Consider the following 13,005-nt stretch of genomic DNA (forward strand, 5'->3'; position numbering starts at 1 on the left):
ACTGTTCCCCTTGATTTAAGGCATTCTTCTGATTACAACTAGGCACTACGCCAGCCGGTTTACCGGCCAATAACAACAACACAAAGCGATCGCCACCCCATGAAAGCACTCTTGCCCCTGTGCGGCGCCTTCCTTGTCGGCCTATGTACGGTCGCCAGCGGCGCCGATGACGATGGTCTGTCCGAGCAGATCCGCCAGCTGAAAAGCGAAGCCCTGGACCTGAACCGGGATCTCACCCTGCTCGAGCAGGAGCTCCTCTATGCCAGCCCGCAAACCAGCATCTTTGTCTCCGTGGATGTGGGCACTCCGATTCGCCTGGTCGATGTGAATCTAACCATTGATGGTGAACACGTGGGTTACCATTTTTACACTGACCAGGAATTCGAGGCCCTCACCAAGGGCGGCATCCAACGTCTCTACACCGGCAATCTGGCCAGTGGCCGCCATGTCATGGAAGCCACCATCACCGGCTATGATCCGCTAGGCAAGGATTACCAGAAAAGCACCAGTTATACCTTCACCAAGGGGGCCGGCAAAAAAATGGTGGAGATGCAGGTGGTGGACGACCTGAACAAGCAGCAGCACAAGTTTGAATTCCGTGAGTGGAATCAGCAATGACACAGGTGCGGCGAAAACGATGGCTGGTCGCGGCGTGCCTCGCCACCCTGTTGTCCCCCGCCCAGGCGGCAAAAGTCGAATTCTTCGATGATTTCAACGAAGGTCCGATACCTCTTGGCGAAGAGGAACACCGCTACCTGGCTTTTGGCGAGGTCATGTTCGACTACTACCGTCATGCCAACTTTAATGCCATCAATACCCTGCTGGTCAATCAGGAGCAGGCGCTATTCAACGAAAATACCGATTACGCAGAGCTTTTACTTGGCGACCTCTATGTGACCTATGGTCTGCCGGGCAAGGCAGAGGTCATCTTCAACCGCCTGCTGGAGAAGGACATTCTTAGCCGCACCCGGGCCCAGACCTGGCTGCACAAGGCGGCTCTGCATTATCGCGAAGGCAATCTGGCAGAAGCGGCCATGATTCTAGACGGCGACAATGTAGATGGGCTGGACTCGGCTGACGACGCCCGCCGACGTCTCATGCTGGCCAATATCTTCATGGCCGAGGAAGACTTCGCTGGTGCTCTGGATTATCTGCATTCTGTTCCCCTGAGCACGGATGAAGGCCGCTACGCCACTTACAACATGGGTGTGGCATTGATTCGCGGCGGTCATCGCGAACAGGGGGTTGCCCTGCTGAAATCTTTACTGGAAGCCGGCGGCAGTTCTGACCAGGCTCTCGCCCTGCGCGATCGGGCCGCTCTGGCCTCCGGTTTGACCGAGTTGAGAGAAGGAAAACTGCAAAGTGCCCGTGCAGACCTGCGCCAGGTTCGCAGTGACGGCCCCTTCTCCGAAGATGCCCTACTCGCCCTTGGACTGGCCAATTACCGGGCCGGGGAGGTAAAACGCGCCCTGCCACTGTGGCTGGAAGCGGTACGCCGCAACAGCAGCCACCCCTCTGTGCAGGAAGCGCTCATGCTAGCTCCCCGTGCCTACGAAGAGCTCGGTGGTCTGCCCCAGGCCCTAGCCGGCTATCAGTATGCCGCTTCGGAATACCGTCAGGCATTGAAAGACATCCAGCAGACCATCGACAACATCACCAAACCTGGTTGGTCGGAAGCCTTGTTACCGGAAGACCGCAACCAGGCCGGCCTACTGCCAGCCAACAGTGGCGATCTCGCCCAGGGCAATGAACTCTCCTATCTCTACAAACTGTTTTCCAGCAACGCCTTTGCCCAACGTTTCGAGCACTACCGGCAGATTCACCAGATCAAGACCATGGTGGAGCAATGGCAGCAGTCACTGCCCGCGCTTCAGGAAACCTATCAAATCCAGCAGCAAAGCCTGACCCGCAACCTTCCGCATGTCCGCGCTGAAATGACTCGTCACATGGGCCGGCAGGAGCAACTGGCCTTGGCTAGCGACAGGGTATCCTCAGCGATCCCCAATTTTGTCGACATGAGCAAACCGCAAGACGTGGCCACCCCCGAACAGGCCATCATGTGGAAGAAAGTGGATGCCATGGCTCGCCAGTTCGGCACCTTACCCGGCTCCAGTCATGCCAATGCCCTTCGCTTACGCAAGGTACGCGGCCTGTTGTTGTGGGATATTGCTCACCAGTCGATAGAACAACGGCAAAAACAGGAGCAAGCTGCTACCCAATTACGAGAAGAAAGCAGTGTTCTGGGCGAACGAATTGCTGCCGTACAACAGCAGATACGGGATGCCACCCTGCGCACCCGGGACGACCTGGGCCAGAGACTGGCCGGGCAGACCCAACGAATTGACAACATAAAGCGTCTTACCGAAGACACCCTTGAGGCTCTGGAAAAGAGCATGCAGGCCGATGCCCTTGCGCTTCTACTGGCCAACCAGCAGAAACTGGCAGACCAGTTGGCCGAGGCACATCTGGCCGTCGCCCGCCTGCAGGACACTTCGGCATCTGACGGCAGCAAACAGAGGACAGGATCGTGAACCGATTTCGCCTGCATGGGCTGGCAGCCGCAATCATTGCTCTTGGCGGCTGCGCGTCTGCACCGCAGAACGGCACACTGGAGCAACAGGCCCGCTTCGGGGGAACCACCCTGGCGGATCTGGAAGGCACCGACATCATCATTGAAGAGCAGCAACTGGAAAGCGCCAGCACCCAGGATGCACTCAACAGCTACCGGCAGGCAGCTGAGCTGTTCGACGACCCGGAACGTCGAGCCAAAACGCTCCGTCGTATGGCGGACCTGGCCTTGTCTTCTGCCACCGAACAGGAAATGGGTATTGAAGACGCCGATAACCAGCGTCTCGAACAAAAAGTGGACAAACTCGTCTACGACAATGCCATGGAGCAGGTGAACACTACAACGGATAACGAACGAAAACTGGCGCTGCTGGATCTGGCCGGCACCATGGCGCCATCTATGGCCGATAAGGACGTGAATTACAACACCGCCATCTCCCTTTATCAGGAACTGCTCAACAGCACCAGCGATCCGGATCAACGCGCGGAAGCCTATTACCTGTTGTCCAAGGCCTACGCCATGGATGGCAACCTGGAACAGGCCCGCGCCAGCCTTGACACCCTGGTGGAGCAGTACCCGAACAGCGAATGGGCCCTGGAATCCCAGTTCCGTCGGGGTGAAATGCTGTTCTCAGACGGCGATTATGACTATGCGGAAAAAGCCTACGCTGACGTCATCAATCGCGGCGCCAATAATGAATTCTACAGCCAGGCGCTCTACAAGCATGGCTGGAGTCATTACAAACTGGGCGACTACGAGCTGGCCCAAGCCAGCTTCTTTACCTTGCTGGACACGTTGAATGGCGCCAGTGAGCTTAATGACGACACCAGCATGGAGAACAAACTGTTCGCCGATACCCAGCGCGTGGTGAGCCTGGCGTTCAGTAACCTGGATGGCCCGCAGTCGGTGAAAACGTGGTTTGCTCGCAACGGCAAGCGGGACTACGAACCGGAAATCTACCGCTCCCTGGGCCAGGTCTACCTGAGCCAGGAACGCTTCCGCGATGCAGCAGAAGCCTTCGACATGTTTGTCCAGGTGTACCCGAATTCCACCCTGGCGCCGGAATTCTCTAGTCTGCAGATCGACGCCTACCAGAAAGGTGGCTTCCCTACCCTGGTGTTGCCGGCCAAGGAAAAATTTATTCAGCATTATGGGATAAACAGCGATTACTGGGGCCGCCATCCCGATATTCGTGAAGAGTATGTCTCGCTGCTCAAGGGTCATATTCTCGATCTGGCCGAATACCACCATGTGCTGGCCCAGAAATCCGGCAACCCGGCGGATTACCGCAACCCGGCGCGCTGGTACCAGGAATACCTGGATACCCCTCCAGCCAGCGAAGACCAGGGCAAGGTCAATCACCGCTATGCGGAAGTGCTCTACGCCGCCGAGGATTACCCGGCCGCTATCAGTGAGTTTGAACGTACGGCATATCAGTACCAGGGCTATGAAAAAGGCGGTGATGCCGCCTTCAATGCCCTGGTAGCCTACCAGCAGATTCTCGACAGCAACCCGGACGAGGAACAGGCAAGCCGTTGGCGGACAAAGAAAATCGCCAGCGCCCAGCAATACGGACAACGCTTCCCGGAACACCCGGAAGTGCCCAATGTATTGCATGACACCGCCGAGGACCAACTGGCGCTGGGTGACGTGGAAGGCGCCGTGAAAACCGCCGGCATTCTGGTCAATCGACAGCCCCCCCCTTCCGCCGAGCTGATGCGCTATGGCTGGGCCACCATTGCCAACGGCGAATTCGATCTTGGCCGTTTCAAGGTGGCCGAAATGGCTTACGGCAAACTGCTCGATATGCAGATGCCCGCTGAACAACGCGCGCAGTACCGGGAGAAACTGGCGGTCAGCATTTACCGTCAGGCCGAGCAGCAGCAGGAACAGGGTAACCTGGATATCGCCGCTGCCACCTTCCTGCGTGTTGGCCAGGCCGTGCCGGAAGCGGCGGTTCGCAAGAATGCGGAATTCGATGCCGCCACCTTGTTCATCAACCAGGGCCGCAGCACCGATGCCATCCCGGTTCTGGAAGCCTTCCGTCAGCGCTACCCCGATGATCCGCTCACTGACACCATCCCTGACAAGCTGGCCATTGCCTACGAGAAACAGGGCAACTACACCGCCGCTGCCGGCGAGCTACAGTTGATTGCTGCCAATTACAAAGGCGACGATCCCGAGCTCTCCCGCCAGGCGTTGTGGAAAGCAGCGGAAATGCAGGACCGGGCAGAGCAGCCCCAGGCCTCCATTGCCCTCTACCAGCAGTACCTTCAGGAGTGGCCGCAACCCTACGATTTCCGCTCTGAAGCGCAATTCCGGCTGGTAGAGCTGAACCGGAAAACCGGCAACAGCGAGCGAGAAAACCATTGGCTGCAACAACTGGTAACCAGCTACCGCCAAGCCGGCGGTGAAGCTAATGACCGGGTTGCCTGGCTGGCGGCCTACGCCAGCTTTACCCTGGCAGAACCCCACTTCGCGGAATTCAAACGCATTGCCCTTACGCAACCGCTGAAAACCTCCCTGGCCGCCAAGACCGGAGTCATGAAAAAAGCCCTGGTGGATTACCAGGCAGTCGCTGACATCGGCGTCGCGGAATATGCCACCGCCGCCAACTACAAGATCGGCGAAATGTACCGGGTACTGGCCCGCGACCTGATTGCCTCCGAACGCCCGAACGGGCTGGATGAACTTGAGCTCGAAGAGTACACCATGCTGCTGGAAGACAAGGCCTTCCCCTACGAGGACCAGGCCATCGACATCCTTATCGCCAATACCAATCTGGTCACCGACGATATTTATGACCAGTGGGTAAAGAAAAGCTTTGGCGCGCTGGCAGAATTGATCCCCGGCCGTTATGCGAAGTTTGAACAGGTAGAAAGCTATGTGGACATCATTTACTGATCGCGGCCGCCTGGGCGCGGCCACCGCACTGCTCGCTGCCCTGGCGCTGTCAGGCTGTGCCAGCAAGGGCGGCATCGGGCTGGAGGGCTCCACCGAGGGCGGCACCAGCAAATACGAGCAACAGAAAGACGGTGGCGCTGCCGCCGACAGTGACGCCATTCATATTCCGCCGGTACCCCATGATCCCAAGGTGGAGAAGGTCGCCGAGCAGGCCATGGCGGAATATGCCCGTGCACTGCAGGCTCGAATGGCAGACAAAGACAAGCAAGCCCTGGTAATGTTCCGCTCCCTGGGTGAGCGTTTCCCGCAACTTTCCGGGCCTCAGCTCAATGTGGGTCTGATCTACATGGAACAGGAAGACTACGCCAAGGCACAACAGGCCTTCGAGCAATCCCTGGCCATCAACGATGCCAACCCCTATGCCCACAACGGCCTTGGCCTGGCATTGCGTGAGCAGGGTCAGTTCGATGATGCCCGTATCCATTACGAGCGAGCGCTGGTTCTGGACCCGAAGTATGCTCGCGCTCATTTCAATCTGGCCGTTCTCGCCGAGCTCTACCTACAGGATCTGCACCTGGCACTGGAACATTTCAAGGCCTACCAGAACCTGCAGAAATTGCCGGATGAGAACGTGGCCAACTGGATTGTGGACCTGCAGCGCAGAGCCCCGGACGCCCCCAGCCAGCCAGTGGCGGACCAGAACGCCGGCAACAAAAATGGAGAGTTGAACTGATGCGCCCTTTACTCGTGATCGCCGCTCTTGTGTGCGCCACAGTCAGCCACGCCGAAGGCGATGGCCAGGAAGCGTCCACCAATGTGATCGGCACCCAGGAAGCCCCCACGGTACTCAACGTGGTGCCCTGGAAGGACCGGGAGGTGAAGCTGGAGAAAAAAGACCCCACCTCTTCCCTGCTCAACAGGGTACTCGAACCCCTGGATCAGGAGGTGTTGATGCGGGAAATCGAGTATCACCAGCTTCTTAATCAGGAGCCGGATAACGATGATCTGTTCCTGAAATAGCACATCAACCGATATCACTAGATGCGCCCGAGCCTTTTTTCTGATAAAAATTGGCGCTTGGGGGAAGGTGTAGCAGCCAGCAAGACGGCTTAGCTGCATGCGAAACAATAACACTAACAGGAATACCGCAGGAGAAGTCCATGCCAACCACCACCGCCGCCCAGAATTCTGGCGTTGTCGAGACCGCTATTACCTTCATTCAGGATGGCGGTTTCTTCATGTACCCCATTCTTGTCGTCCTGGCCCTGGGCCTTGCCCTGTCCCTGGAACGTATCATTTACCTTCAGGCCACCAAGGCAAAGAACCAGAAAACCTGGAAAGACGTCTATCCCCTGATCGCCAAGGGCCAGTTTCGCCAGGCGCTGGATGTGGTCAGCAGCAGTAACACCGGCATGGCCAAAGTCATCGGCTACGGCCTGGAGCGCGCCAAGACAGCCAAGCGCCACGATGATATCGAACTGGCCATGGAAGAAGGCCTGATGGAAATCATCCCGCGTCTGGAGGCCCGGACTCCTTACATCGGCACCTTTGCCAACATTGCCACCCTGCTCGGCCTGCTGGGTACCATCCTCGGCCTGATCAGCGCCTTTACCGCAGTCGCCAGTGCTGACCCGGCACAGAAGGCCGATCTGCTTTCCGCCTCTATTTCCGTTGCCATGAATACCACCGCCTTCGGTCTGATTGCTGCCATTCCCATGCTGCTAGCCTTCGCCTTTATCAACGCCATGGCCGGCAAACTGGTGGATAGCATGGAAATGGCCTCGGTGAAATTCGTTAACGTCTTCCGCCAGGTTTCTGCCCAGCAAGAGCGCAAGAACGACGGCCAATAAGCCGTAATTTCTTGTTTTCGCCAATCTGGTGTAAGGATCTGGTATGCGATTTCGCAGACGACGTTCGCGCGACACCGATGTGGAACTGAACATCACTGCCTTTCTGAATCTGATGGTAGTGCTGATTCCTTTTCTGCTCATCAACGCGGTCTTCGCGCAGGTCTCTATCCTGCAGTTGAACTTGCCCGCGGTGAATGAGAGCAGTCCACCTTCGGAAGACGACGAAAAAGACAAACTGGTACTGGAAGTACTGATTTACGGTAACCGCTATGAAGTAGTGGACCGCAACACCAGTGCCGTACTGAAAATTGTGGACAACAAGGGCGAAGATCATGACAGCGCCGCCCTGCATGATTATCTGGTGACCCTGAAAGAAAAGTTTCCCGAGGAAACCGCCATTACCCTGCTCTGTGAGGACGACACCCCTTATGAGGTGATGATCCACACCATGGACGCCGTGCGTCTGTACAACACAGAGATCAATGGCCAGACCATCAAGAAAGAGCTGTTCCCAAGCATCAGCATTGGTTCAGCGCCACAGGATCAGACTGGCAGTAACGGAGGTGACGCGTGAAGAAATCCGCCCGCGCCCGCCGAATGGCCCGTCACCATGGCCGCCACAAGATGGTTGCCACACTGAACCTGACTTCACTGATGGATATCTTCACTATCCTGCTGATCTTCCTGCTGGTGAATAACAACAACGCCGCCAAACTACCGGAAGACCAAGATATTCAGCTACCGGAATCTACCGCACAGGAGCTGCCCAACGATGTCCTGATCATCCAGGTCAGCGCCACTAATGTGATTATCGATGGCCGTAAAATTGCCGATACTCAGGCAGTTAAAGTACAGGAAGAACGTACCGTCGATGCCCTGGTAGAAGAGCTGAAATTCCGTGCTTCCCGCGCTCTGGCGGTAAACCCGGAAGACGAGCGGGAAGTGATGATTCAGGCCGATCGGGATGTACCCTATGCCGTCATCAAGAAACTGATGCGCAGTTGCATGGAGACGCCCTACACCAAGGTCGCCTTTGCTGTCCTGAAAGTGGCAGAGGAGGAGTCTGAATGACGCAGAACAATAACAACAAGCTGCGCATACTCATTGATGGCTCCCTGCCCTGGGACAAACAAGAGGGGGAAGACCGGCGCCTTTACGGCATCGTTATCATTCTGCTGATTCTGGCACTGCTGATGATGATCCTGGTGGAATCGGTCACCATTGAAAAACCTGACCCGCGGGAACAACAGGAAATCCCTGAACGATTGGCACAACTGGTTCTCGAAAAACAAAAAGAGCCACCACCGCCTGAGCCCGAACCGGAGCCTGAACCCGAGGAGGAAGAACCGGAGGAAAAACCCGAGCCTGAAGAGCCGAAACCGGAACCCAAGCCAGAGCCTGAACCGAAACCGCGGCCTGCTGAAGTTCAACGGGAAGAGGCACGAGAAAAAGCCCAGGCACGACTCGAAGAAGATCTGGGAGACTCCCTGGCCGGCTTGGATGATATTGGCCCATTGGTAGATTCAGGCGACAGTCTGCGCACCGGTGGTGATAGCGCCGCCAAGGCAGAACGTGATCTGATCGGCAAGCGTGCCGGCACAGGATCCGGCGGTGTAGCAACTGCCAGGGCATCCAGCGGCGGTGGCGGTGGCGGCACCTTGTCTGCAGGGACTGTGGGTGGCGGCAAGGTGGACAGCAAGATCGCCGAATCCGGTCAGGCAGCCAGCACAACGCGCAAGGGCAGCGATGGCAAGAGCCGTCGTACCCAGGAGCAACTGCGCCGTGTATTCGACCGCTACGCTGGTAAATTCAACAGCCAGTACCAGCGTGCTCTGCGCAGCAACCCTGCCCTGCAAGGCACAGTGGTCCTCTATCTAGTTATCGCACCCAACGGCGATGTACAGGATGTGAAAGTGAAATCCAGCCAGCTGGGCGACAGCCAACTGGAAAGACGTATCACGCTGATTGCCAAAGGCATGAACTTTGGCGCTATGAATGTGGAAACCTGGAAGGGAGACTACAAGTTGAACTTCTTCCCCAACTGATCGTGATGGTCAGCCACAAAAAAGCCCGGCTCAAAAGGCCGGGCTTTTTTGTGATGAGGACAACCTCGTCTTGGCTGTTAATGCGTAGGGTGCACTGAGCCTCAGGCGAACTGCACCGATTCGGCGTTTGATGGTGCAGTTCGCCTTCGGCTCAGTGCACCCTACCCTATCCTCCTCCCATTGGAGTGATTCCAGAGGGCAAAACGCGTTTGCCAGTCAGACGAGCTTTTCCAGCGCTTCCCTTAACGGCGCCGGGATCGATACCGGCCGGCCGCTTTGACGATTCACAAAAACATGCACCACAAAGCCCGTCGCCTTCGCCGGCCCTTCAGCGCCAAACAATGCCAGGCCGTAGCGCACAGAACTGTTGCCCAGCTTGTCCACCTTCATACCCACAGACAACGAGTCAGGGTACGCAGCGGCTTCCAGATAATCACAACCGGAGCTGACCACATAGGCGATATGCTCACCATCATGAATATCCAGTCCCCCCTGCTCGATCAGATAACGGTTGATGGTGGAATCAAAATAGCTGTAATAAACCACGTTATTTATATGGCCGTAGATGTCGTTATCGCTCCAGCGGCTATCCACCGGACAAAGATACCCATACTCATCACGATCAGGCCGGTTGCCCTTCTCTGCCATCAATACACCGCCTTGTAGATCGCCAGCGCATCGGCCTCGGAGACTTCCCGTGGGTTGTTGATCAGCAAACGCTGCTGAAGCATGGCATCCGCTGCAAGAGTTTCCAGGCTGTCCTCGCTAACCCCGGCATCGCGCAGGCGTACCGGCAATCCAACCGCATTGATCAGGGACTCCAGTGCCGCAATCAGTGCCTCGGCACCACCGCTGGCATCCGTGAAACGCTGATCACTGAGAATCGGCGCCAGCTCTGCATACAGGGGGGCGGCTACTGCAGCATTGAATTTCAGCACCTCCGGCATTACCAGCGAGTTGCTCAAGCCGTGGGGAATATGAAAATGCCCACCCAGCGGATAGGCCAACGCATGCACGGCGGCCACCGGAGCATTGGCAAACGCCTGGCCGGCCATCATTGCTCCCAACAAACAGGCTTCACGGGCCGCCAGGTTGCTGCCATCGTTTACAGCGGTCTCCAGGTTCCCGCCCAACAGGCGCAAGGCCTCTCGGGCCAGCATATCCGAATAGGGATTTTTCTTGTGGGCACTGGTGTACGCCTCAATGGCATGAACCATGGCATCCACACCGGTGGCAGCAGTCACATGGGCCGGCAGGCCAAGGGTCAGCTCTGCATCCAGCACGGCAAGATCCGGCAGCAGGGAGGGTGCCACCACACCGGCCTTGGTGGTGGCCCCGGTAGTGACAATGGCGACAGGGGTCACTTCCGAGCCGGTCCCCGCCGTGGTCGGCACCTGTATCAACGGCAACCTTGGCCCCGTGGCCAAGCCCACCCCGTAGATATCCGACAGTTGCTGACTGGCATCCGGATGCGCCAGCAATGCCACCAGCTTGGCCACATCCATGGAGGAGCCGCCACCGAATCCAATCACCAGGTCAGCTTTCGCCTCCCTCGCCTGCCGTGCAGCATCCAGCACAACAGTGTCTGCCGGATCCGCACTAACCTGATCAAAAATGGCCAGCGGCATACCGGCTTGACGAAAGCTGTCTTCCACCGGTCCAAGCAGTGGCGTGCTGCGAATACCCGGATCCGTGACCAGCAGTACCCGACTGGCGCCCCGCTCCTGACACAGCCCCGGCAGACGGCCGGCAGCGCCCGCCTCTACCAGCACACGATGGGTGGTTGCGAATTCGAAACCCGGCATGATGACTCTCCTGAAATGACGTGCCGATTAGGGCATCAATGCTAGCACAGGCGGGGATGGGGAATGACGCCGTGGGAGCCGCGATTTACGTCGCGGCGGGATGCAGACAAGGTGCCGGAATTCCTCGGCTTTAGCTCAAGCCCCGGAATGCAAAGAGCGAGCTGAACGGAACGAGGTCATGCCGTCAGGCATGCCCTTGTTCCCTACAACTCGCTCTTCGTAACAGCGGTTAACCGATAAAGTAATTGTGCGCGTTCTCGTTGATCTGGTCGCTCACATACTGGGCCAGCGCCTGCACGGTCCACTGTATCGGAGCCGTCATGGGCTCGGGGATCAGGCTTGAATCTGCCACGAACAGACCTGCTGTGCCATACACCTGCCCTGTGGGAGCCACCACCGCCTGGTAGGGGTCAGCGCCCATACGGCAGGTGCCATGGGGGCTGAAGCTGTTGGCCCTGAAGGTGTACATGCCCTTGAGGCCGAAGTCCACCTTGTCCAGGGTTTCATCCAGCGCAAAGACCGAATCCACTTCCAGATTCTGGAAGGTGGGCATGTAGACTTTTTCCGCGCCGCCGGAGAAGAAGATACGCGCCGCCAGAGCAGCAGACGCCTTCATATTGTTGAACTCTTCCCGGTTCGGGTTCCAGTGAATGGTCTTGTCACCGCTATAGGCATCCCCGGACCATTCCACGTATCCCCTGCCCTGGTCCGTGCTGAAGGCATTCACCCCGGCGTAGTACTTGTAGTTCTTCATGAAGTCGATGTGGGCCTTGCCCGCCTTCATGTCACCCTGAGCCAGCAGCGATTCCGGCTCTGCCAACCCTGAGAAAATGGTAAAGCCATCGGTGCGGGTGAATTCATCCACCTGCACCCCGACCAGCGCCCCCCGGAAACCATACAAGGGCTCCTTGAATTTACCCAGCACCTGGGTGAAGGGCTGAATCGACAGGTTACGACCCAGCTGACCGCTGCGATCTTCTATCTGACTACGCTGCATGATCAGCGGTGTATGAATGGCGCCAGCGGCCAGTACCACCATATCCGCATCCACCTGCATGTCGGCTACGTGGGCGCCGCTGTCCGGGTCGGTAATACGCGCTTCCACGCCGCGGGCCCGACCATCACGGGTCAGCACACGTACCACTTCGGTATCCGAGAAGATCCGTGCGCCATGGGCGGCGGCCCAGGGCAAATGCGTCACCAGAGAGCTCATTTTCCGGTCAGAAGGACACCCCGCCAGGCAGTGCCCGGTCAGCGCGCACTGCTTCACGTTGCGCTGGGCCGGTTTCCAGGAAAACTGCATTTTCTCGCAGCCCTGAATCACCTTGTGGGCACAGGCGTTGATCTCGTGGGCCTCGTTGATATGAATCTGCAACTGGTCTGCCACGCCATCCAGGTAGGGCCGGAATTTTTCTGCCGACAGATTCTCCAGGCCATACTGGCTCGCCCAGCCATCCAGCACCGCATCATCGGGCTCTTCCATCACGCAGGCACCGATCACCGTAGAGCCACCGACACAGGCGCCCTGGACAAAAATGATATCCGCAGTGGTATTTACCTGGCCGACCTGATCCTGATAGATCTTGGTCATGGTATCACCCAGGTGTTCGGTAAACTGGGAGCTGGGATAATAGCGGCCGGATTCCAGCACCAATACATCGCGACCGGCTTTGGCCATTTCATAGGCCACAATGGAACCGGCAGCACCAGAGCCCACTACCACCACATCGGTTTTCAGGGTGAAGCGTTTGCCCAGGTTTGCATCCAGGGCCACATCTTTTGCCTCGGTGACGGGGACACCGTCACGGGCGACACGTACAAAAGCCATAATT

12 protein-coding genes are annotated in these 13,005 nt (G+C 57.5%); 9 read left to right on the plus strand and 3 right to left on the minus strand.

The window, feature by feature from the left end; genetic code table 11:
* The first annotated feature begins 99 nt into the window (after positions 1–99).
* The 9 genes from T9A_RS01950 to T9A_RS01990 all read left to right on the plus strand — a co-directional run bounded on the left by T9A_RS01950 (position 100) and on the right by T9A_RS01990 (position 9,368).
* Positions 100–618 (plus strand): hypothetical protein, encoded by a 519-nt coding sequence (locus T9A_RS01950; protein ID WP_035244603.1) that lies wholly within the window; start codon positions 100–102, stop codon positions 616–618.
* A complete protein-coding gene (locus T9A_RS01955) occupies positions 615–2,531 on the plus strand; it encodes a tetratricopeptide repeat protein (RefSeq protein ID WP_035244604.1) in 1,917 nt (638 codons plus the stop codon). The genes T9A_RS01950 and T9A_RS01955 overlap by 4 nt, the downstream gene beginning before the upstream one ends.
* Complete coding sequence (locus tag T9A_RS01960; protein ID WP_035244605.1) at positions 2,528–5,473, plus strand: tetratricopeptide repeat protein; 2,946 nt, start codon at positions 2,528–2,530, stop codon at positions 5,471–5,473. The genes T9A_RS01955 and T9A_RS01960 overlap by 4 nt, the downstream gene beginning before the upstream one ends.
* Positions 5,454–6,206, plus strand: coding sequence for a tetratricopeptide repeat protein (locus T9A_RS01965; protein ID WP_052042429.1), 753 nt, complete (start codon positions 5,454–5,456; stop codon positions 6,204–6,206). Before T9A_RS01960 ends, T9A_RS01965 begins: the two co-directional genes overlap by 20 nt.
* Positions 6,206–6,493, plus strand: coding sequence for a hypothetical protein (locus T9A_RS01970; RefSeq protein WP_035244606.1), 288 nt, complete (start codon positions 6,206–6,208; stop codon positions 6,491–6,493). The genes T9A_RS01965 and T9A_RS01970 overlap by 1 nt, the downstream gene beginning before the upstream one ends.
* 140 nt (positions 6,494–6,633) lie before the next feature.
* Positions 6,634–7,323: a MotA/TolQ/ExbB proton channel family protein gene (locus T9A_RS01975; protein ID WP_052042430.1), complete on the plus strand. Its 690-nt coding sequence runs from the start codon at positions 6,634–6,636 to the stop codon at positions 7,321–7,323.
* A gap of 43 nt (positions 7,324–7,366) precedes the next feature.
* A complete protein-coding gene (locus T9A_RS01980) occupies positions 7,367–7,897 on the plus strand; it encodes an ExbD/TolR family protein (RefSeq protein ID WP_035244607.1) in 531 nt (176 codons plus the stop codon).
* A complete protein-coding gene (locus T9A_RS01985) occupies positions 7,894–8,394 on the plus strand; it encodes an ExbD/TolR family protein (protein WP_035244609.1) in 501 nt (166 codons plus the stop codon). The genes T9A_RS01980 and T9A_RS01985 overlap by 4 nt, the downstream gene beginning before the upstream one ends.
* Complete coding sequence (locus tag T9A_RS01990; protein WP_035244611.1) at positions 8,391–9,368, plus strand: AgmX/PglI C-terminal domain-containing protein; 978 nt, start codon at positions 8,391–8,393, stop codon at positions 9,366–9,368. The genes T9A_RS01985 and T9A_RS01990 overlap by 4 nt, the downstream gene beginning before the upstream one ends.
* 216 nt (positions 9,369–9,584) lie before the next feature.
* Here T9A_RS01990 and T9A_RS01995 read toward each other — a convergent pair whose 3' ends face one another.
* From T9A_RS01995 to T9A_RS02005, 3 genes are all read right to left on the minus strand, one after another.
* Positions 9,585–10,016 carry an acyl-CoA thioesterase gene (locus T9A_RS01995; protein WP_035244613.1) on the minus strand — a complete coding sequence of 144 codons (432 nt, stop codon included), beginning with the start codon at positions 10,014–10,016 and terminating at the stop codon, positions 9,585–9,587.
* On the minus strand, positions 10,016–11,173 hold the full coding sequence (locus T9A_RS02000; RefSeq protein WP_035244615.1) for an iron-containing alcohol dehydrogenase: 1,158 nt from the start codon (positions 11,171–11,173) through the stop codon (positions 10,016–10,018). Before T9A_RS02000 ends, T9A_RS01995 begins: the two co-directional genes overlap by 1 nt.
* A gap of 229 nt (positions 11,174–11,402) precedes the next feature.
* The gene (locus T9A_RS02005; protein WP_035244617.1) at positions 11,403–13,001 is read right to left on the minus strand and encodes a GMC family oxidoreductase N-terminal domain-containing protein; all 1,599 of its coding nucleotides are present in this window, start codon (positions 12,999–13,001) and stop codon (positions 11,403–11,405) included.
* Positions 13,002–13,005 lie beyond the last annotated feature (4 nt).

Origin of the sequence: Alcanivorax jadensis T9, from assembly GCF_000756655.1 — a bacterium.
GTDB classification, from domain to species: domain Bacteria; phylum Pseudomonadota; class Gammaproteobacteria; order Pseudomonadales; family Alcanivoracaceae; genus Alcanivorax; species Alcanivorax jadensis.